The organism is Rhodothermales bacterium (genome assembly GCA_013002345.1).
Taxonomy (GTDB): Bacteria; Bacteroidota; Rhodothermia; order Rhodothermales; family JABDKH01; genus JABDKH01.
In genome coordinates this window covers 1-21520 of record JABDKH010000209.1, presented here as the reverse complement: position 1 = coordinate 21520, position 21520 = coordinate 1, and the positions used below count along the sequence as shown (strand labels likewise).

The 21520-nt window shown below is 58.1% G+C and carries 15 protein-coding genes; 7 read left to right on the top strand and 8 right to left on the bottom strand.

Features of this window, described 5'->3' with window-relative positions; all coding sequences use genetic code 11:
• The first annotated feature begins 72 nt into the window (after nt 1-72).
• Complete coding sequence (locus tag HKN37_10905; protein ID NNE47158.1) at nt 73-531, top strand: hypothetical protein; 459 nt, start codon at nt 73-75, stop codon at nt 529-531.
• Nucleotides 532-582: 51 nt separating this feature from the next.
• Here the strand turns inward: HKN37_10905 and HKN37_10900 are convergent, their stop codons facing one another.
• Both HKN37_10900 and HKN37_10895 read right to left on the bottom strand, forming a co-directional pair.
• Nucleotides 583-1473 carry an endonuclease/exonuclease/phosphatase family protein gene (locus HKN37_10900; GenBank protein NNE47157.1) on the bottom strand — a complete coding sequence of 297 codons (891 nt, stop codon included), beginning with the start codon at nt 1471-1473 and terminating at the stop codon, nt 583-585.
• Entirely contained in the window at nt 1470-3020 is a 1551-nt protein-coding gene (locus tag HKN37_10895) for a hypothetical protein (GenBank protein ID NNE47156.1), read from the bottom strand. The genes HKN37_10900 and HKN37_10895 overlap by 4 nt, the downstream gene beginning before the upstream one ends.
• A gap of 154 nt (nt 3021-3174) precedes the next feature.
• Here HKN37_10895 and HKN37_10890 point away from each other — a divergent pair, with 154 nt between their 5' ends.
• Nucleotides 3175-3693, top strand: a complete 519-nt coding sequence (locus tag HKN37_10890) for a hypothetical protein (protein NNE47155.1) — start codon at nt 3175-3177, stop codon at nt 3691-3693.
• Here HKN37_10890 and dinB read toward each other — a convergent pair.
• The 4 genes from dinB to HKN37_10870 all read right to left on the bottom strand — a co-directional run bounded on the left by dinB (nt 3679) and on the right by HKN37_10870 (nt 14023).
• Nucleotides 3679-4737: a DNA polymerase IV gene (gene dinB / locus HKN37_10885; protein ID NNE47154.1), complete on the bottom strand. Its 1059-nt coding sequence runs from the start codon at nt 4735-4737 to the stop codon at nt 3679-3681. The genes HKN37_10890 and dinB overlap by 15 nt on opposite strands.
• A 54-nt stretch (nt 4738-4791) precedes the next feature.
• Nucleotides 4792-10803: a hypothetical protein gene (locus tag HKN37_10880; protein ID NNE47153.1), complete on the bottom strand. Its 6012-nt coding sequence runs from the start codon at nt 10801-10803 to the stop codon at nt 4792-4794.
• 192 nt (nt 10804-10995) lie between these two features.
• On the bottom strand, nt 10996-12438 hold the full coding sequence (locus HKN37_10875) for a carboxylate-amine ligase (GenBank protein ID NNE47152.1): 1443 nt from the start codon (nt 12436-12438) through the stop codon (nt 10996-10998).
• A gap of 454 nt (nt 12439-12892) precedes the next feature.
• Nucleotides 12893-14023, bottom strand: a complete 1131-nt coding sequence (locus HKN37_10870) for a DUF3179 domain-containing protein (protein ID NNE47151.1) — start codon at nt 14021-14023, stop codon at nt 12893-12895.
• A 184-nt stretch (nt 14024-14207) separates the two neighbouring features.
• Here HKN37_10870 and HKN37_10865 point away from each other — a divergent pair, with 184 nt between their 5' ends.
• Nucleotides 14208-14606, top strand: a complete 399-nt coding sequence (locus HKN37_10865; protein NNE47150.1) for a DoxX family protein — start codon at nt 14208-14210, stop codon at nt 14604-14606.
• Nucleotides 14607-14964: 358 nt separating this feature from the next.
• Here the strand turns inward: HKN37_10865 and lhgO are convergent, their stop codons facing one another.
• Nucleotides 14965-16158 (bottom strand): L-2-hydroxyglutarate oxidase, encoded by a 1194-nt coding sequence (gene lhgO, locus HKN37_10860; protein NNE47149.1) that lies wholly within the window; start codon nt 16156-16158, stop codon nt 14965-14967.
• A 387-nt stretch (nt 16159-16545) separates the two neighbouring features.
• On the opposite strand from lhgO, the gene HKN37_10855 reads away from it, so the two are divergent.
• The 3 genes from HKN37_10855 to HKN37_10845 all read left to right on the top strand — a co-directional run bounded on the left by HKN37_10855 (nt 16546) and on the right by HKN37_10845 (nt 18912).
• A complete protein-coding gene (locus HKN37_10855; GenBank protein ID NNE47148.1) occupies nt 16546-17037 on the top strand; it encodes a DUF4440 domain-containing protein in 492 nt (163 codons plus the stop codon).
• 119 nt (nt 17038-17156) lie between these two features.
• A complete protein-coding gene (locus HKN37_10850; protein NNE47147.1) occupies nt 17157-18218 on the top strand; it encodes a hypothetical protein in 1062 nt (353 codons plus the stop codon).
• Nucleotides 18219-18522: 304 nt separating this feature from the next.
• Nucleotides 18523-18912 carry a hypothetical protein gene (locus HKN37_10845; protein NNE47146.1) on the top strand — a complete coding sequence of 130 codons (390 nt, stop codon included), beginning with the start codon at nt 18523-18525 and terminating at the stop codon, nt 18910-18912.
• Nucleotides 18913-19255: 343 nt separating this feature from the next.
• Here the strand turns inward: HKN37_10845 and HKN37_10840 are convergent, their stop codons facing one another.
• Nucleotides 19256-20515: an aminotransferase class V-fold PLP-dependent enzyme gene (locus tag HKN37_10840; GenBank protein ID NNE47145.1), complete on the bottom strand. Its 1260-nt coding sequence runs from the start codon at nt 20513-20515 to the stop codon at nt 19256-19258.
• A 149-nt stretch (nt 20516-20664) separates the two neighbouring features.
• Between HKN37_10840 and HKN37_10835 the strand changes: the two genes are divergently transcribed.
• Nucleotides 20665-21520 (top strand): hypothetical protein (locus HKN37_10835; protein ID NNE47144.1); only part of this gene is annotated, 856 nt, incomplete at its 3' end.

The window sequence follows — 21520 nt, the reverse complement described above, 5'->3', positions numbered from 1 at the left end:
ACCCCACATCGAAAAAACGACTCCAGGAGGCAAGCGCCAGTCCCCCTGTAGTGATATATAGAGGTGTTTATTATGAAACGATTTGTTGTCGCTTTTCTGCTGGTTACCGGCCCGGGCGTCGCTGGTGCACAGGTGCCCGTATCCTCCCACCCACCGCTCGTCAACCAGTACATCGAGGATGGGCTTGAGCAAAGAAGTCCGGCATGGTGGAAAGCACTTGAAAGCCAACTTGCGCTCACACTCGACAAATCCGTCGAGCAAGTGGACGAAGTGTCACTTCAGAACGTGATCTATTTCGCTACCAACCATTCGGATCGTATGCGACTGACGGACTCCGCGCCGTCGCTCATGGAGATTTACGAACATCATCAGCATGCGGGCTTCCGAATGATGGCTCTTGCCGCACTACATGCAATCGGTGATGAGCGATATCTCGCGCGTGCGTATTCGTTGACGCAGCACGCGAACTCGGAGCGCCTGAACCGGATGGCGAGGGCCGCTCTCGCCGATGTACATGAGAGAAACCGGTAGCAGCGCGAACACGAAGTAGGGAAAGCCGCGACCATGCTGTCGCGGCTTTTTCTATTTCATCAACTTGATCTCCGCCAGCACCGGTAAATGATCCGACGGATAATGCCCGCGCAACTGGTCTGTCAGCACACCAGCACGGATCACGCTTACACCGGGCGTCGCAAAAATGTAATCGATACGCCCGTCCTCTTCGTTGCCGACTTCGAATGATCCGAATGTCAGATCTGGACCATACGGGTCCGTCACTGTCGCCGCCAGATCTCTCAGTACAATTGAGCCGCCACCCGATGCCGTTATCACTCCGTACGGTTCCTCATCGGGGCGTGCGTTGAAATCCCCCATCAGAATCGCCGGCGCCGCGGACTCTCTCGATTCGATGATCCGGCGAAGCAACTTGGCCGACTCCACTCGAGCCGTATCCCCGCGGTGGTCGAAGTGCGTGTTGTAGAGATAGAAACGTTGACCCCGATTGTCCTCCATGAGTACCCAGGTCGTGACGCGGGGAAGTGCAGCATCCCAGCCAACGGATCCGGCGGAATCCGGCGCAGATGACAGCCAGAAGGCACCACGATCAACAGGCGTAAACCTGTCTCGACGATAGAACACGGGCACGAACTCTCCACCCTCAACGCCGTCGTCCCGGCCGACCCCGTACCAGTCATATTCCGGAAGCCGATCGACCAGATCGTCGATCTGATTCTTCTTTGCCTCCTGCAAGCCCGCAATGTCAGCCTGATGAAACCGGAGCAATGCTGCCACACGATCCGCCCGATGTGGCCAGGCATGTTCACCGTCCGAGGTCACGTCAACGCGGACGTTGTATGTGATCAGCACGCGTGATCTTGTTTCCGGGAGGTCGTTCGCGCTCTGACGCGATGCACAGGCCGGCAGCAACGCGATGGCAGCAAGTAGCCACAATCCTGAATGCGTTCGTCTGTTCATGGCAACTCCGATCGGCTAATGGACGAGAGTAGACTGCGAGCATGGGCGGACGGTACACCGAGGTTTGAGCCACCAAAATCTGTGAGGACGGCGGCATTGATCGCCTGAACGTGTCCGGTCAGATCGAGGACCGGTCCGCCGCTTCCGCCATGGGCCGTTTCAGCGTCATACACGATGTTGGATCTGGTCACCTGACCTACGATGCCTCTGGTCGCCAGAGGAGCAATGTGTCCTGACTCGGACAGCCGGTCGGCTGTGGTCCAGAAGTCCAGCGATCGGTCGTTTCGAAGCGAGTCGAGCATCGCCTGATCCGAGCGTGCCAGCAGCGCCCGGATCCCGGTCGGGTATCCCAGCAGGAAGACGCTTTCGCCCGGCGTCGAATCTCGATCGCTAAGTGGCAGCGACGGAACACGACCGGTCATAGCGGAGCACCTCAACACGGCCAGATCGGCGTCGTCGCTCGCCGTCACGAGTTCGACGTTGAACGACTCCGCGATACCCGGCAGATAACCGACCAATCGATGCATTACGGGGACGAATCCTCTATCCACCGCCTCCTGAGCGGCCGAACTGAACTCCCACGGCAGCGCGACATGCCGATTTGTGAGCAGCAATCCGTCATCGGTCGCGACAAATGCAGTGCCCGTAAAGAGACTTTCCAGTACCGGGCCGACGCCCTCCACCGCAAGGCGAGGGTGCCCGTCGGAGTCATAGATCGGGATGCCGTCGGGAGTAACGACGATTCGCAGGAGCCTACCGTCCGGCAACGCAAAGCCGTAAGAACCCATGATGAGCACAATGGATCGAGACGCCTCCGAAATGATTCTCTCCCCCGCCTCAGAGCGCGCCTCGAGAAGATTCAGCCGTTCGTCAATTCGGGCCTCCACCGCTTCCAGTTCTTCGATCGTCAGGGTACCACCGGTTGCGGCCTGAGCAGCAAGCTGGTCCATCCCCTCAAAATATCCTGCCTGTGCCGCCTCGAGTCTCTTCTCGAGGGTGAACGTCCGATAGGCCAGAAACGCGACGGCAACGAACAGCACGGCCACCGCGATCGCGAGACTACGCCGCACGAACGGCGAGGTCTGCGTGAGCATCTGAGTCGGGGCGTCGCGAAGAAGCGCACGCATGCGCGCCAGGCCCGGGTCGTGCTCGAGCCGCGCACCGTCCAGACAGTCTCTCATGACGTCACCGATGCTCCTGTGGGTCGCCGATCCGCTACCGACTGACCTGAATCTCATAACCGGACTCCGGTCACCGAGACGCACGGCATCACCGTGGTGGAGGAGCTGGGCAACCACCGCTTCACCATTAACGCGAACCGGGGCACCTTCATGTGCCGTAATCACATAGCTCGTTCCCTGCCGGGTGAGCGTGGCATGCAGCGGCCTTACGCCCGGGAATGTCTCGGATGGGAGATAGACCCCGACCGTGGGCTCGGATCCGATTGTTATCGTATCACCGGACAGCGACTTTCGCACGGTGCGCCGCGAACCGAGAATATGATCCAGCACCAGCGCCGGCGTATCGAGATCAGAGCTGTTCGGCATATGCCCAGAGTGTAACGTGGAGACGTCTTGACTGTTGAGTAAGTATACCCGCGCACTACGTTACGAAGGCCTGCACACTCAAACACGCCGCTGTTTTACGACATTGGTGCTTTTTACCGATAACGTGAGTTAAGGCCCACAGAAGAAGCAGCCTGTGATAGACAAAACGACGATAAAGGACTACATCGGCACCTGGTGGCTCTCCGCGATCATGTTGCCGATCTGTGCCTACTTCGTATTCTTCTACCCGACGTCGACGTTCATGGATAACGCCGACCTGCTGATCCACGAGGCCGGCCATTTCTTCTTCGGCTTCTTCGGGCAGTTCATCCGTGTCCTGGGCGGAACGATCATGCAGATCGTTCTTCCCGGCCTGCTCATCTGGCACTTCTTCGCACACGGCTACCGTACCGGTACACAGATCGCGTTGTTCTGGCTGGGCCACAACCTGCTTAACATTGCCGTGTATGCGTCCGACGCGCGAACCCGTCAACTGCCCCTGCTCGGCGGAAACAAGTCAGGACACGACTGGCACTATCTGCTCGGCCGCCTGGGAATACTTGAGTTCGACCAGGCAGTCGGAACCGTGTTCGCTATTCTCGGTGCTGTCGTCTTTCTGATCCTCATCATCCTTCCACAGTACGCGATGTGGTCCGGTTCAGAGGAATCGTAGTTGGGGATCCTTCTGTTCGCCTTCGCCCGTGTCGAGATTGGATATTGAAAGTCCGAGCAGTCGGACAGGTCGTCCCGGCACCGGCGCATGAAGCAGTTGCTGTCCGATTGCAGCCAGTTCATCAGCGTCGGCCACATAATCCGGAAGCGTTCGACTCCGCGTGCGCACGATGAAGTCGTGATACTTGATCTTGAGCGTGACGGTTCGGCCAAGTGCCCCCGCACGCTTCATGCGCTCGGCAACGTTCCCCGCAATCTCAAAGATCTTCTGTTCCATCTCTTCGACATCGCTGAGATCCTCCAAGAACGTTCGCTCAGCGCCCACGGACTTGCGTCGACGGTTTGGCTGAACAGATCTTTCGTCCAGACCGCGCACGATGCGATGGAAGTGGCGGCCGACTTTACCAAAGCGACGAACGAGTTCGACTTCGTCCAGCGCTTGAAGGTCAGCGCCGGTCTCGATACCCATCTTCTTCATCCGCTCGGCGGTGACACGGCCTACACCGAAGAATTGTGCGACAGGAAGCGCGGCTATGAACGCAGGAGCGTCCTCGGGCAGAATGACCGTCAGGCCATCAGGCTTGTTGAATCCGGATGCAACCTTGGCGAGAAACTTGTTGAAGGAGACGCCGGCTGATGCCGTCAGCTCCGTAGTCTCCAGTATGTCCCGTTTGATCTGACGTGCGAGTAGCGTGCCCGATGCCGGACCCTTCATCGGTTCGGTCACATCGAGATAGGCCTCGTCGAGCGACAGTGGCTCGACCAGATCCGTGTAAGACCGGAAAATGTCCCTGATCTGACGAGATATGCCCGCGTAGACGTCCATCCGGGGACGGACAAAGATGAGCTCCGGACATCTTCGTGCTGCGGTCGACGATGGCATTGCGGAACGCACACCGTACTTGCGGGCCTCATAACTCGCTGCCATGACCACGCCGCGCCGCCTCCCTCCTACGGCGACGGGCCTGCCGCGGAAGTCAGGATTGTCCCGCTGTTCGACGGACGCATAAAACGCGTCCATGTCAATGTGAATGATCTTTCGCATCGGAGCGTTCGTCACCGCAGTCGCTGTTCAACATCGCGCCGCTTCGCCCTTCGATCAATCCACGACCTGCACCCGCACGCCTTCAGAGTGTGACGTGAATTCAGGGGCATACATCGACTGTATCGACGTGATGCCATTTGAGAAGTCGCCTGCGAGATTGACGCGCAGCGGATACTCGAAAACATACGTTCCTTTCGGGAGATAGCCGATGAAGAAATGGGTCGCTGCATCGCGCGTGCTCTCGTAGTAACCCAGGCCTCCCTTATAACGATACCCGGACAGAACGTTGATGGGCTCGAGACCTGCTCCACGCATATCCTTCAAGTGAACATACTCCATGTCGCGATCCACTCGGATGATGACCCGAACCACGATCTTGTCGCCCGTTGCGAGATCATCGATCTGATCCAGCGGCCTCAAAACCGGTCCTGCGTTCGACAACTCCTCACGAAAGAGCTTCTTCTCAATGCTTAGAGGAGTTTCCGCGGGAGTGATTCGATCGAGCTGTTCGAAGTACTGCCAGTACAGCGCACCCCACGCCGGACCTGGTCCGACTTTGGTCACCTCGACCGTCGCCATGTCACTGCTGATGTCGTCGCCTTCCCACGACGTCGTGAAGTAACCCGTACCCTCTTCGGCGTCGGGCCGGGATCGACTGTCGATGGTCTCGTCACCGACGCTGATTGTGACGTGTGATTCTTCGTCGAGCAGCTGTGTGCCCCGCATCAGTAATGCGTACACGGCCTCTGTCGTCGCCTTCGTTGTCTTCCAGTCCTGCGTCTGCTTCTGCTTGAGCAGCCATAGCTGTAGATCGGCAACGGCAGCGCTGTTGTTATCGATCTCATCGAAGGCCTCCACCATTAGGGCTTGCGTCTCGATCGGTGCCTGGTACCAGAAGTAGCCCCGGTTGTATTTCCAGTACATACCGAGTTCGTCGGAGTGCGAGGCGGTTTCGGCGAGCGACCGCATGATCGCTCCGGGTATTTTCGTGTCGCCCCATCGATGGAGAGCAAGCGCAATCATCCCCTGTCCATACATCTCGTTCTGCAGCCAGAAACGACGCGCCTGATCGAGATAGTAGGTCACGGCGGGCTGGCTGGCCTCGGGGATCTCCATCTGTCCGAAAAAGCTTCGGGCGTAGAGATAGTGAATCTGCAGCCACCCAAGGTGACGCTCATTGAGGTTTGCCTTTCGCTCGACGAGCTCGTCGTAGTCGGCCTTGATTTCGCGATCTAGATATGCGACGGCACGCGCAAGCGACGGACCCAGTGCGGGGTCACTCTCGGGATCAAAGATTCCCAGGCGATTGAGGTGTCCGAAACCGGCCACAATATGCTGCGTGATGTGCCGACTCGGTCGCATCCCGTTGAACCACGGCCAGGCACCCGACCCATGCTGAGCACCGGTAAGTTTCTGAATCGCGGTTGCACGTTCGTTGCTCATACGAGCGAAGTCAAACAGCACCGCCATGCGTCGCTTGCGCTCCGACTCATTCTGAGCAGCAAGAAGCCACGGCGTCTCTTCGATGACGAGCGACTTCAGTTCCTGGTTCTTCTCCAGATTTGACTGGAGTGCTCCGGCTTCCAGATCACGCCACCGGTCGAAGACGGTCCGGATACGTGGGTTTTGCTCGACGATGTGAGCCGCGATACTGTTGGCGTACAGTCTGCTGAAGACCTGCTCCGAGCACTCGTGAGGAAATTCCATCATGTATGGCAACGCCTGTACCGCGTACCAGACAGGATTGGGAGAATACTCGAGTGTCAGTGCGTGATGACGCAGCGTTTGCGACTTGTTGTCGCGCAGTCGCTTGAAGGTAAACGGATAGGTCCCGGGCCCCCGAACGGGGAGCGGCAGGCTTTCTGTAACGAGCATGCGGTTGGTCAGGACCGGCAGCGGTTTCTGCTCGCCATCGGATTGACTGCCGGCATCCGCCGTCACCCGATAGACGATCGCATCGACGCCCTCCGGAACGCTGATCGACCAGCGCAGGCCCTGGCTCTGGCCCGGGGCCAACGTGAATTCGAGGTCGGTATTGTCGCTACTGAACTCGCGATCTAGTGGCTGCATGGTCACGGCGTCGAAGAGAGATAACCGGGCCGTTCCACTGAGCGATTCCTCCGCCAGACTTTGTACGCTGGCGGCAAAACGTAGGTCATCGCCCTCGCGAAGGAAGCGCGGTGCATTGGCGGTGATCATGAGATCCTTGCGCGTGACCGTGAACGCCTCAAGTGTGCCCACGCGCAAGTCGGTGGTGTGAGCGATACCCAGCATCCGCCAGCGTGTGAGCGCTTCGGGTATGGTGAAAGCGAACGAAATCGTGCCATCCTCGTCGGTGCGCAGGTCGGGCAGGAAGAAAGCGGTCTCGCTGAAATTTGTTCGTACCGGGCCTGCCTGTGACACCACGGGTTCGTCACCGACGGGCGGCGATGCAGCCTCCTCGTCCTCCGCGAGCATCTTCCCAGCTTCCGTCACGGCTCCGTCAGCCATCATGGCATCGGAGGGTACCGCGGACATCTCCATGATCGCTCTCGCTAGACGCGAGCCGAAGTATCTATCGAGCCCGAACCAGTTCAGCATGTCATAGCTACGCCGCCGCGCCGAGCGCGCTCGATTCCACCGAAGTCCCGAGACCGCGGATCCGACGGCCCCCCATTCGTTCGCTGCCACCCAGCCAAGGCGCGAGGTGCGGCTATGGTGGAGATCGAGTCGCCAGTCATGTGCGACAAACTGGTCAAGCGACGCATCGTACATCGCAGCCAGCAACTCGGCGGCGACGGGCTCTCCCTTCGAACCCGTTATTCGGAGCCGCCATTCCTCATCCTGACCCGGGTAAAGCTCGTCGCGAAATGTCTCCAGCTTCAGCGTCAGCTGTTTGTTCGTGTACGGAACTGTGATCGTCTGGCTGTGGACCACGGCACGACCATGGCGTACAAAGCTGACGTGGACGGCGTAGTTACCCCGATCATCCTCTTCTATCGGGAATTCCAGCAACTGCTGGGAATTCGAAAGCCGCAGCCGGCGCGTCTCCACAATGCGGCCCCGCTTCTCCACCTCAACGAACACCGGGACATCCTTTGCGGCCGAGCCAATCAACAGGCGCGCCGTCTCACCCGGCTCCCCGGAGGCGGTGACCGGAACGAACCAGTCAAGATTCTTCAGCGGAAGACGGTTCTCCCGGATCGAGTAGAGCGTAAGCATCCGCACCGCCTGTACTTCACGGCCGCGGGCGTCGGTCGCCGTCACTTCCACGCGGTAGACCCCCGGCGGCCACTTCTTGACATCGCCCAGACTCACGGTGGGCGTGTCGCCGGTGTTGAATGCGGTCTCCAGAGCCACCTCTGCGACCGACCACGTGCCCGGGTCGTTCTCGTTGGCGTACACGTCCATCGGGAAATGCTCACTGTGCTGATCGGGTGTCAACACGGGCCGATCAATCTGTGGCCACGGCCTTTCCCGAAGCAACCGAGCAGGACCGCGGAGGCGACTGATCACGAGCCGTCCCGACGCCGACACAGTCACTCCCTCAACATTCTCGGCGGTTACCTCTAACGACTCCAGCGCATCGCGATCCCGAAATTCAGAACCCTCGATACCTAGAAGCAGCGATGCGTACCCCACGCGCACAGACGTCACACCCGATCGTGTCTCCCCCGCAAAGTCGGTCACGTCGGCGACAACCTTGTATCGGAAGATGGGGTTGGCAGATGGCGGAATCTCGTCGTCGGGTCTTGCAACGAACGACAGGCTGAAGTGACCCTCGCTGTCGGTCTCGGCCACTCCTGTGGCGATCTCGGCGTCAGCCTGCGGTGGATGGATGCCCCACCAGTATTGCCACGGACGAAACACGGGTGTTCTCGTGACTCGATACCGCACAGCTGCGCCATCGACGGGAGCCCCGCTGAACGCAAGAGCCGACCCCGATACCGTCACCTCGTTTCCGAGTTCTACTTCCCCCTCCACCGGGTCGAAACTGACCTCGAAACGCGGACGCTTGTATTCCTCCACCGAGAAACTAACAGAGCCATCGGCATCCCGAATCGTCATCTCCCCGGTTCCAGCACCCGTCGGCAAATCAAACCTGCCGCTGACCGTGCCGTACTCGTTCGACTCCAGATCGAGGCTTACCAGCTCGCGCCGGTTCGGATCAGTAAGTCGAACCGTAGTACGCTCTCCGGCGCGGATTTCATGCCGCTCGCCACTCTTCCTGAGGAGGATCCCTTTGAAATGCACCGGCTGACCCGGCCTGTAGATGGCCCTGTCCGTGAAGAGTCTGGTCACGTCATGCGGCAACTGCGGATTCTCGCCACCCCATCGGTAGCGCCAGTCCATGCTGACGAGCCGGTCGTCACCGTGCACGACCGTCAGAAAGAACGACCCGCCATCTTGATGCAAAATATCGGCGACACCGTCGTCGTTCGTTTTGAACGACTGGTACTTGTCGGGATTTCGGCGCCGGTCGACATACTCGACGCCCCACAACGTCACGGTGGCGCCTACAATCGGTACACCTCGGGCACGATCGAGAACCCGGACCTGCAGCGACGCGTCTTCATCGCGCCGTTCAACGATGCCGAGTTTTGACGCAGCGAAGTACACGATGCCGCGTGCCTGACCGTCCTGGCGAAATTCCGCGTGACTGCCAACCAGCGCGGCATACAGCCCGGTTGGCAACGCCGGTATCATCAACTCCGTAGAGTGGCTTTGATAGTCTCCATCGCGCGGGAGATCAAAGACTCCATCGAACGAACGCGCACGTGCAATAAGCCTGGCGTTCCGTTCGTCGCGATCCGAACCGGACAGGAAGCTGGAGGTCATCATCTCCTGCATGTCGACGGGAACGACCGCCACAAACATCTTCTCGACATTGCGATATTGGAGCCGGAGTTTGAATGGTTGTCCTGGAGTTACAACATCCTCGATCTGAAACTGGGCGGACTTCTCTCGAATCGACGACTGCAGTGCCGCACACTGAGCTGACCCGAATGAATCCGGAAACCGGTCAATCGCGGCCGTACAAAGATCGTCGGCCTCCTTCATTCGCCACTTGAAGCGATCGGACCGAAGCGGATCATATCGATAGCCTTCTGACACAAGCGTTGACGCCAGCGCGTGAGTAATCGATGTGCCGGCACTTCGGCCACTGAAGCGCTCGTCCATCTCTCGAAGTCGCGCCACGTAGGCTGAATCACGGTCGGCGACGGTGCTTGCCTTCCGGACGAACGCCAGGCGCCCAAGGTCGACATCAACAAGCGCATCCGGTTCGGTATCTGTCAGATGAAACCGGACCAGATCCTGATACAGGCGAATTGCGAGATACTCCGTTGAAAGGGAGTCTGGGCTCTCAATCTCCAGTCCCACAAATCCTTCAGCGGTTCCCATGAACCGCGGATCGTTGAAGCGAAACGGCTCGAGCGGCTCCGCCAGACCCGCCTCGGAATTCTCGAACACGTCCAGCGCACGGTGTGCAAGGAAGTCGTACAGGGTGGGCCGAAGCAGTCTGTCGCGACCGTTCGACTGAAGAAGAACGATGTACTCCGCGACCGGAATAGCCGACAGCGTTGAGATGTCTTGAACCGAACGTGCGAATTCACCTACCGCTGCTCCCACAATCTTGCGCTGGTCCCAGGTCGTAACATCATCCTCCGCAATGCCACTCGTAGCGGTTCGATCCAGATACATGTGGCGATTCGACTGGTAGTACCGCCAGTAGATTTCGCCGAGGATCGAATGCAGCACGGCGGACGACGGTGCCGACACTCGTTCGACTTCGATCTTCAGATCTGATACGATCCGATTGATTTCGTCTTCTTCGAGTGCAGCGACGTACTTGGACCGATGCAGCAACGCCTTCAAGAGCTGCGGATCGTTTTGCTCGTCACGCGCCAGAGAAATGATACGATCCACGACTTCCCACGCCGATCGCGGGAGTCCCTGTTCCTGAAGTGAGTCTACCCTGGCCCACAACTGATCATAGTCATCTTTCATGTCAGGTGTCACCCCGGAGAACAGCGATAGTCCGGCGAAAAGCACCAACAGAATAAGCACAGGATGTTGCGGTTTCATAGCCGAATGTGAGGGACAGGAAGATTAGAAATACAGCGTGGTTTACAGATGACCTGCGTTTTCGGCCGCCCATATTCGCCACATTCTGCCGGAGAGGCAAGAAACGAACAGCCACCGGAGATGACAACGATTTGCCGCGGCTGCGTATTGTGTGGGAGACTGCCGAGTCAGGATCCCTAATCGGCATCGAAGCTATCCCGACGGAACGGACTCCGCTGTGAGTTCCTCAAGGCGCAGTGACTTCCGATAGGCAGACTGCTTCCCGGCCTCGAAGTTGAGGACTTCGACGGTATCGTCGTACAGAGCCCTGGCGCTGATCGGGTTATCAGCGATACAGACTACGCCCAGCTTCCCGTACTCGGACAGGGCGCCCACGAGGTGAAACACAACGCCACGCTGGGTGCCGCCATGGAAGTGAAGGCCGTGTTCAACTGCTATGTCGATCAAGTCGGCCGGCGTAAATCCCCGATAGTCGTCGCTGCATAGATTGTCCGATGCATAATAGTATCGCTCACGGCCAGTCGGTGTGAGATACAATCCTGTATCTGACTGGTACCGGCCGTCTGTCAGAAACTGAAGCATCAGAAACGGGTGAGTCGTACCACCTTTCCTCAGATTAATCTCAATGGCGTAGTGATTCCAATCCTCACCGTCCTTGACAGAGATGAAGTCGACACTGTATCTGCCCGTGACTCCATATTCTTTGAGCGCCTGCGAGACCTTCACTCCGATGCCCTGAACCTCGAGACGGTATTCGGGGTCTGCGGGAAATGCACAGCCGAGAAATATCTGGCCGGAATCGCCGCCAAGAACTTGATCATGAGTCGAGATGACTGAAGTGGCTCCGAGCGGGTCGATGCGACACTGCACCGATGGCGAGCGCTTGTTCTCACCGTCGATCCAGCTTTCGACGATGCCGCCCATTTCCTCGAACTTCGACAGGTAATGCGGCCACGTTTCGCCGATCGCCTCGAAGCGCGTCCGGCGCGGTAGTTCCTCGTTGACCCATGATCGAAGACCGGACTTTGGAGCGTCTTCGAGCCAGAACGTCGAATTCCCCTCACCCGAAAAACCTTCGTCCAGCTTGATGACTACTCGTCGGAGAGCCGGATTCCTCTCCTTGAGTTCCGAGATCGCCAGAGTGAGTTCGTGCTTCGACTTCAGGTCTTCAAAACCATCAGGCATGAGAATCCCTGCATCTCGGAAGATTTTCCTGCTTCCACTTTTGGAACCCAGCCAGCAGAGATCCGGATCGCAGGCGTAGAGCGGAATATCCAGTCGCACGGCAAGCGTTCGCTCGAGGACGGTTGCATTGAAACAAGTGAGATGCGCAGTCTTGTTATCGGGAATGGCCTGCATGATTCGCTTCAGCAGATTCGGCCGTTCCAGGATTTTTTGCGTGAGCGGCTTCCCGGAGGAATCGAAGCAGCTGAGTAGCGTAAGTCTGTTGCGCGCGTGGCTTGCCGGAATTCCAGGGAGCAGGTTCAGGTAGTAGTCAATTATTGTGGGCGCGATCGGCTCACTCGTGACGTAGATGAGGTGTGTTGTCGGGAGTCGGAGCAGCATGAGCATGAACAGCATGCGCTCCTCGTAGTGATGGACGCCGGAGATGCGTCCAAGCACCTCGGAGTCCATTGAGAGGCTCGGGATGACGACGACCGAACGTGGCTCGCGGGGATCGGGAAACACTTTTTGCCAGAGCAGGGCGAGGCGCTTCTGAAGGGTGTCAAAGCGATCCAGTTCTTCCGGCGACCCCGGATCGGGAAACAGAGCCCAGGGATCGTCGCGAAGCTCAGGCCTCAGGTTTTGCAGCTGGGACAGATTCAGCACGGTCGCTGTCCGGTTTACGAGAACTCATCATCCAACAATCCGACACACATTCGGGTGAAGGAAGAGGGGGAAACCCCGACAGCATTGCGGAGCAATCCCCTACACCAATAAATGTAATCCTCTGGCCGCTTTTTGTCTGGACAATATTTCTCAATCCGATTGCACATCGCGTCAACAGGGCCACGTCGGCGTATCAATACGGCGTCTCCTGTTCTGCCGGGCCACCGTGCTGAGCAAGCCTCGCTCGTGTACGATTCCTTTACCGATACACCCGGGAACCTGGCTGGAAGGCAAACCACGCGAACGAGAAGTAATTCCCGTGGACAATCGGCTGGAGTGACCTTCCGACGAGGGATCCCGAGATGGCATGACCGGTGACATCCCATACGCTTCCGGTCTCGGCGTCGCGGATCGAGCCGTCCTTGAACTCGAACGAAAGAGTGCGCCCATCAACACGCCGATCAAAGACGCCAGTGGTACCAATGATCTCGGCATCGCGAATGACGGCGTCGCCCAGCGCCGTGACCGCTCCATCTACATGAAACACGGCGAGAGGTACGTCAGAAATCACATCGTTGATCACACCTCGATCTCGCGTCACGGAATGCGGATATGCGATTTTCACTCCGCCAAGCGACAGCGCGACAACCTTCTCCATTGGCGGCAGTCGATCATCGATGTCACCCCGAAAGAGAAATGGCCGCTCGTCGATGTCGTCATATCCGCGATACGGGTTGGTACCGTAGTTGCGAACGTGACCGGTCTCACGCGAGAGAACGGATCCGGCCGCGAAGCGAGCCGCGAATTGCGCGAACGAGACGATCTGAGCTGGCAACGGCTCAAGCAACGTACCCGTCAGGTCACCGACAATAGCCTCCCCGTCGATCTGCTGCCACAGCGATTCCGTCTGGCGATCATACATAATGAGATCGGAATGCCTGAGCATCCCCGATACCCCGAACTCATACACCTCCTCGCCGACCGTCCGCCTGTAGGCGATCGCACTGTAGCACAGAGGACAGAAGGTGACCACCACAGGAACGCCTCCAAGCTCATCGTTGACGATCTCGTGATACGTCATGATTTGCAGCGGATACGCCCGGGCACTTGCACCGGTCTGCAACATGATCACGGGCTCACGATCACCCAGCCAATTGCCGGCCGCATCAATCGATACAAAACGTGGCGCGTCGATGGACGGGATTCCATCTCGTGGCACCCCACCCGACATGATTTCGGAGAGATCGACGGAGCGGTTCTCCCAGTCCGTTTCCCATCCCGAAGGATAATCCGATTGTGCAGACGCTGTTGACACAAAAAGGCCCCCAACTGTGACCACTACGGCGGTGAAGGTTAAAAACAGGGCATATCGTTCGACCGGGTTTGGCATAGATACAGAATGTCTCGTGCAACAAAGAGTATGGCTTAGAACAGTCGGCACGCGTTGCGTTACATTCTTCCGACACGCACCGGGTCCGCCCGTCTGTAACGAAGCGGCCACGGCCTCAACCAACCCACGGATACGGCCGATGCCGTTGACGCAAAACCTATTAGCATACCCCGGAGGACACCACATGACCTTTCTTCGCACGCTTGCGCCGCACGCTCACTGGTTTCTGCGTCTGGCGCTGGCCAGTGTTTTCGCTTACCACGGGATCACGAAATTCCCCAATCTCGAAGGTTTATCGGGCATGATGGGAATGCCTGTGCCGATGATTGCCGTGCTGGCAACGGTCGAGACCATCGCCGCCGCCATGATCCTTGTCGGGGGTATTTCCAAAGACTGGATGACACGCCTGGCCGGTCTGATCTTCGTCATAGTCATGCTGGGAGCCATCTTCATGGTCCATCTCGAGCATGGCTGGAACTCAATCGGCAACATGGGGATGGAGTTTCAAGTCACGCTGCTTGCGATTGGACTCTACTTCACCGTTCGTGGCAACGACGGTGTTGAGTCCGGGGCGGCTGAATAGCGGGAAGGCACCTTTCAAGGGCTCCTCTCGCGAGGAGACCTGTCTCGTTGTGTTGCGGCTGGATCGCGTGTGAAATCAGATGGGCGACAGTCAGACCCCCTTAAACCCCTGATGGGGTTGAAGATAATGCTGCAGATCACGCCTGCATATTCTCCGCGTGCACACCTCGCTGCCGTCAGATATGTGCTGCAATAGTCCAGCAATCACGCCAGCCGATTCCGTCTGCACATCTTCCCCGGGAGTGAAATGCGTCGGCGAGATCCGCCACGGACTTGCGTGAACCCAATCCGTAGCCAGGGCGTCGGCGACCACCTCCGCGCACGCTGGACTGCGCTCAACACTCGCGACAGTACTGCGATCAGGTGTGTGCCGCGATCTTGTCCCCGACAAGCCGGCCAATGTTAAGGCACGCCGTCGCGGCCGGTGACGGGGCGCTGCAGACGTTGATGAACCGCTTGTCTTCAAGGATCAAAAAATCATCTACCATTGATCCGTCGTCGCGGACGGCCTGCGCTCGTACGCCGGATGAGGCAGGTTTCAGATCGCCTGCCTTGATCTCCGGAATGAGTCGCTTGAGGCCCTTCAGGTAGAAACGTTTGCTGAGTGACTGCAGCATCTCGCGAGCACCTGTCTTCCAGTGCGTTGCGGCCAGCCTCCTGAACCCGCGGTATCCCAGGACCTCGGCAAGCTCGCGAAGATCAACATCACCAAACCGGTAACCTTCCCGTGCAAACGCCATCACCGCGCTCGGTCCGCACTCTACACTCCCGTCGTACATGCGGGTGAAATGCACACCAAGGAACGGATAAGCAGGATCGGGCACGGGGTAAATCAGATTCCTGCAGAGGTGGCGAGCTCCCTTTACGAGTTCGTAGTACTCGCCTCGGAAGGGGACAACCTGCATTTCGGGATCGACGCCGCTCATGCGCGCAATTCTATCCGCATACAGACCGGCACAATTGACGACTACGCCCGCCTCAAGGTCACCATCCTCTGTCGACACGACAACCCGATCGTTGAGTTCTTCCATCCCGACTACCTTCGAACTCGTGCGGATCGTACCCCCCTTCTCGAGAATGATAGCCGCCAGCCGTTTTGACATTCCGACGAAGTCGACGATACCCGCCCCGGGTACACTGATTGCCTCGATGCCTGCACAATGAGGCTCCAATTCTCTCAACCTGTCGGCGCCAATTGAATCGCACGCCACGCCGTTCTCGCGACCACGTTCCAGAATACGGTTTAGCTGCGGTAGTTCTTTCTGGTCTACCGCCACGATGACCTTGCCGCAGACCTCGTAGGTCACTCCCTCCTCTTCACAAAAACGTATGAGAGCTTCGCGACCAAGCCGGCAGTTCTCTGCCTTTAGCGAGCCGGGCCTGTAGTAAATCCCGGAGTGAATCACACCGGAATTACGACCCGTTTGATGGGTGGCGACTTCCGGTTCTTTCTCAATAACCACGACCGTCCAGTCGTGGTGCGTCCGGACCAGATGATAGGCGGTCGCCAGTCCCACGATTCCGCCGCCTACTATGGCTACATCGTATTTCATGCGATACTTCCCATGGCCTGACGGCAGCCGCTTGTCCCATTTCTCTGCGGAGGAAAAATAGCCATCCGCGAGAGTTTGAGGACGTCGTTCGCGCCAATATCGCTTGAATAGGTTGCACCAGAACAGAACTGCGCGTTCAGCCTGGATGAGGTGTGTGACCAATCTGGCCAGTCGCATACAGGGCGTGCAGGTAACTGCCTTCGGTATGCGATATCGTCCACCGCCTGAGCCTCAAACCAACAGCCATGGGATCCGGCTACACTGGAAATCCCCGTACCTCCCCGATGCACACTCAACGGCAACGGGCTTTTTTGTATCGTAGATGTCTCCGCAACGTGCGACCCTTTTTGTGAACAGCCCTGATGTCCCAGACTCGTGGATAGATCTATGAAACTCGACAGATTCCTCGCCCTTGGTTGCTGCATGATCAGCCTTGGCTGTCAACCCGCAACCGAGGGTACGAACGCCGTGGACGAGCAAGCGACCATAGATACTCTTGTAGAGCTCTCCCACCAGTTTTCCCAGGCATTCGTCGCTGGCGACGCCGCCGCCATGACCCAACTCTATACAGATGATGCGGTCCTGTTTCCAGCAAACTCTGAACTCATACGCGGCCGGAATGCCATCGAGCAGTATTGGACCCTGCCCGAGGACAGACGTATCACGCACCACAAACTGATTCCCGTCGAGGTCGACGTATCAGGATCGATGGCGTCAGACTTCGGACATTATGAGATCGGCGGTATCAATGGAGACAAATCCTGGGGCCCTATCTACGGCAAGTACGTGGTGGTATGGAAGCGGGGCGATGACGGCCGCTGGAGGATGCAACTGGATATGTGGAACAGCCGACCAGCCCGCGACGAACAAGCAGGGTGACGCTGGACTTGATACCGTGAGACCAGGGATCGGTATTTGTCACGGCCGGAGATCCACATCGGGTTCGCCCTGACTTCGAAGGGGCAATTCGGTCGGCTCTCGCGTCCGCAACCTGACTCATGAAAATCCGGACTGAGCTTGACCTGCGGATGCGACAACTTGCCTGCATAGCGTTCTTGACCATGGCGACGACGTCCGCTATGGCGAGTCCATTCCAGAATGCCGGCGACTCGCTCAGGCATTTTGTTTACTTCGGTTTGGATCGCGAGAAGATTGCAGATCCGGTCTTCCTGTCAACCCCATCGATTATCGGAGCCCAGCTCAAGTACACATGGCGGGACCTGGAGCCGGCAGAGGGCGAGTATGACTTTCACTCAATTCGAGAGGATCTGGCGTTTCTCAAGAGGTCAGGAAAAGAACTCTTCGTGCAGCTTCAGGACGTGTCCTTCGATCAGAACATTGTCAACGTTCCCGACTACCTGCGCGAGGACCCACGGTTTGGTGGCGGAGTCGCACTGAAGTACGAGTTCGAGACGGACGAGTCCGAGCCGATCGTCGACGGGTGGGTCGCCCGGCGCTGGGATCCTGCCGTACGTGAGCGAATGGACGTGTTGTTTCAGGCGCTTGCGACCGAGTTCGACGGGCGCATCGCAGGAATCAACCTCGCCGAGACGTCAATCGGATTCGGCCGGAGCGGGGAATTCCATCCAGCCGGATTTAGTTACGATGCGTATTTCGAAGCCATTCTTGAGCTGATGACATCGGTACGACGTGCGTTCAGCCAGTCGGACGTAATCGTGTACGCCAACTTCATGCCGGGTGAAGAGCTTCCGGCCGATGATCACCGTTACCTCCGGGGAGTGTATGAGCACGCCGACAGTATCGGGGTGGGCGTCGGCGGTCCCGATCTACTCCCGCTTCGCTGGTTCCAGCGTCAGAATAGCTTACCCTTGATCGCGAGACGGGCCGACCATACTGTAGCAGGCGTCGCCGTTCAAGATGGCAACCTGGCAGATCGCGATAGGCGAACCGGCAGGCGCGTGACCGTGACGGAACTGGTTGACTACGCGCGGGACGAACTGCGACTGGATTATCTGTTCTGGGGTACCCAGGAGCCGTACTGGACCGACGAAGTGCTTCCATATCTGCAAGAGATCGCAAAGACAGTTTCGCAGCGATGATGAAAACGCCGCCAGGGAAGTTGACGACAAGAAAATTCCGCCAGATGCTCCTGCGCGAAGGATCCAGTCGGCATGCACATCGCATGAAGACATCAGGTCACGTCGCGACGACCTTGCAGACGAGTTCACCGCCAGGTCCGCCGAAATACGTTGCCCGCATTCGGAATGTGCCCAGCCCTGGAAATCACGCCGTGATGCGGCAGTAAACTTTGGCCTCAGTCCATATCGTTCACTACCTCGACCCCTGCCCGAACATCCAAGCGGCATGGCGAGAACCACTATTCCCTTTTTTGAGCCATCGACCATGAGGAAGCAGTACCACTCGCGACCGTCGACCAGGGGGCCTCTTGTCTGGGACGTTCATCGTCTCGTTGAACTCTCCCGTAACCTCCCGCGCAAGCAAGTGCCCGTTGATGGTATTCGCGAGTTGGATGAGAATTACTGGTTCCAAACCGACGGCAGCGTTCCCACATGCCGGGCGGTAGCCGAACATGCACGGCTCATTCAGGAGACGGATCTACGGCATCCTGTCATCCTGTCGGCTGACGGTCGAATTATGGACGGCATGCATCGCGTTGCTAAGGCGTTCATCCAGGGCGATGCCACCGTCAACGCCGTCCAGTTTATGGAGGACCCCGAGCCTGACTTCATCGACGTCGATCTAGAATCTCTACCTTACGATGACATCACATAGCGCTGTACGATCATAAGTGCGGATACTGCCTTGATCATCGGGGGGCATGTCTCCTCGCAACCACGGCGATCGTCTGTCAAGACCGTGATCACACGTGAAAGGCGCGATACGGGCTCCCGGTGAACAGGAGAGCTGGTGGGCGGGCATCTTCTGTTACATTTCCTAAGCCGAGCGCCTCTTCCTGCCGAATCGAACGTTCCGGGCTGGACCATCACTTTCGCCCGGCCGTTGGCAATCACGATCGCGACGCTTCTCGCCGTAGGACTTGCAGCCTTGAGCTGCGCCCTGCAGGAGGGCGGGCAGATCGGGTTGCATAAAGGGCTGATCCACTCCGTGATGCGCACTACCCGGAACCAGCGTTCCCGACGCCTTGTCTGGCAACACGTTGCATTGATTCTACGAATCGGTCTAACTCATCCAGCGTTGTATAGACGTTGGGTGTCACGCGGATTCCCTCGAATTCGTCATGCTTTATCGGCGTTACGATAATTCGATGTTCGGTCCAAAGATGTGACGCCAGGTCACCCGAGTCGACGCCCTCGATTTGCACTGTTGCGATGGCGCAAGACAGACCCTCACGCAAACTCGTGTGAAGGCGCACGCCATCAATCGGCAGCACTTTCTCTGCCCAGTACTGCGTCAGATACCGGAGGCGTTCCTGCTTCCGCTTCGACCCGATGCCCTGATGGAACGCCAGCGCTTCCGAAATCGACAGGTAGTTTGCAGCCGGGTGCGTACCGATTTCCTCGAACTTCCGGATGTCATTGTCCTGCTTCTCGGCCGCAGCCTGAAGGGGCCACAGATCCCCGACTCTATCGCGCTTCACGTAGAGCAATCCCGTTCCGTGCGGAGCCAGTAGCCACTTGTGAAGACTCGTCGCGAAGTAGTCACATCCAAGATCGGGCTGTGCGAACTCAAAGTGAGCGAACGAATGAGCACCGTCCACAACCACCGGAATCCCCTTCCGCCTGGCCATCGCGACCACTTCTCGAACAGGCAGTATCTGGCCTGTCAGATTTATGACATGGCACATCAGAATCAGCCGCGTCCGCTCGGTGATCTGCTCTTCGAAAAGGCGAACCACTTCCGCCGCGTCCTCCGCAGGGACGGGGAGCGAAAACGTCTTCAGAACGATACCCTCTCGACGCTGGCGCTGCAGGAACGTGTTGATCATCCTGGGATAGTCCTGATTCGTAGTCAGGACCTCATCTCCTGCCGTCAGATCGAATCCGAACTGCGCGATCTGAAGCCCTTCCGAGGCGTTCCGCGTCAACGCAATTTCTTCGGGATCACACTTGAAGAAGCGCGCGATTTGCTGCCGGACTCCCTCTCTTCGTGGCTCCAGTATCCGCCACATGTTGTAGACCGGCGCCTGGTTGGAGAAATCAAGATGCTTCTTCATCGACTCCTGAACGATGGCTGGCGAAGGACTCACGCCTCCATTGTTCAGGTTGACGAGCGATCGGTCGACAGTAAACGCGTGTTGGACCTCAGACCAGAAATCCTCGTCCCGGGCAATCTGCTCGGGCGTGCCCGACCACGATTCCAGTGTGTCCAGCCGCTCGATGAGCGCGGCTGGCCGAAACGCCGGCAGGACCAACATGGGTGCGGACACTCTGCTCAGGAATTGACGGCGATCAATCATCTTTCTCACCACGGCGACTGAAACGATCGAACCGAAAGTGGTCCTGCGCATAAAGTACACGCACGGCTCACCAATCGCATACTCTGCACCGGACTGCTACGAACTGGATGGACACTCCCGGCAGGCTACCTACGCTCGTGGCTCTTGCGTTTGTCGCAATTCATACGGGCTGCACTGATGTCGGGGCAGGCTCGGGCGATGCCATCGTTTCCGTCGTTGCCTCGCAACGCATTAGAGCCATGACGTACAGTTCGCGCCGGCCGCCCGATCCCGGCACGCTGGAGGATCTGCATGAACTGGGCGTCTCCCATATAGCTCTGATACCGTTCGGATACCAGCGAACTTTCAGCAGCCCGAACGTTCGGTTCAACCCCAATCAGAGGTGGTTTACGGAAAGCGACTCCGGCATCACTGACGTCGCGATCAAGGCTCGCGCTCTTGGAATGGGCACCGTTCTCAAACCGCACATCTGGGTAGGACGTCACAGTACCAACGGTCAGCAACGCGACCAGATCGGATTCGAGACTGAAGACAAGTGGCTACAGTGGGAAAGTGAGTACCGCCGCTTCATCCTTCACTATGCCGGCCTTGCCGAAACCATTCAGGCTGACATCTTCGTCGTCGGAACCGAGCTCGCCACCGCGGCAAGACTCCGGCCCGACTTCTGGCGAAGCGTAATCAAGGAGATTCGGACACGCTATCAGGGCAAGTTGACATATGCGGCCAACTGGTATCGTGAGTTCGAGGACATTCAATTCTGGTCCGAGCTGGATTTCGTCGGTGTGCAAGCCTACTTCCCGTTATCGGATCAGGCCGGACCCCCGGCAAGTGCGCTCCGAAAAGGCTGGGCAACCCACATCGACAAACTTGCCGCAATAAGCCGTTCCGCGGGGAGACCTGTACTGTTCACAGAGATCGGGTACAGAAGTATCGCCGACGCCGCCGTCGAGCCCTGGAAGTGGG

Coding starts and splice junctions, on each gene's coding strand:
- HKN37_10905 (NNE47158.1), top strand. CDS start 73: ATGAAACGATTTGTTGTCGCTTTTCTGCTGGTTACCGGCCCGGGCGTC.
- HKN37_10900 (NNE47157.1), bottom strand. CDS start 1,473: ATGAACAGACGAACGCATTCAGGATTGTGGCTACTTGCTGCCATCGCG.
- HKN37_10895 (NNE47156.1), bottom strand. CDS start 3,020: ATGCCGAACAGCTCTGATCTCGATACGCCGGCGCTGGTGCTGGATCAT.
- dinB (NNE47154.1), bottom strand. CDS start 4,737: ATGCGAAAGATCATTCACATTGACATGGACGCGTTTTATGCGTCCGTC.
- HKN37_10880 (NNE47153.1), bottom strand. CDS start 10,803: ATGAAACCGCAACATCCTGTGCTTATTCTGTTGGTGCTTTTCGCCGGA.
- HKN37_10875 (NNE47152.1), bottom strand. CDS start 12,438: ATGGACTCCGAGGTGCTTGGACGCATCTCCGGCGTCCATCACTACGAG.
- HKN37_10870 (NNE47151.1), bottom strand. CDS start 14,023: ATGCCAAACCCGGTCGAACGATATGCCCTGTTTTTAACCTTCACCGCC.
- HKN37_10865 (NNE47150.1), top strand. CDS start 14,208: ATGACCTTTCTTCGCACGCTTGCGCCGCACGCTCACTGGTTTCTGCGT.
- lhgO (NNE47149.1), bottom strand. CDS start 16,158: ATGAAATACGATGTAGCCATAGTAGGCGGCGGAATCGTGGGACTGGCG.
- HKN37_10855 (NNE47148.1), top strand. CDS start 16,546: ATGAAACTCGACAGATTCCTCGCCCTTGGTTGCTGCATGATCAGCCTT.
- HKN37_10850 (NNE47147.1), top strand. CDS start 17,157: ATGAAAATCCGGACTGAGCTTGACCTGCGGATGCGACAACTTGCCTGC.
- HKN37_10845 (NNE47146.1), top strand. CDS start 18,523: ATGAGGAAGCAGTACCACTCGCGACCGTCGACCAGGGGGCCTCTTGTC.
- HKN37_10840 (NNE47145.1), bottom strand. CDS start 20,515: ATGTTGGTCCTGCCGGCGTTTCGGCCAGCCGCGCTCATCGAGCGGCTG.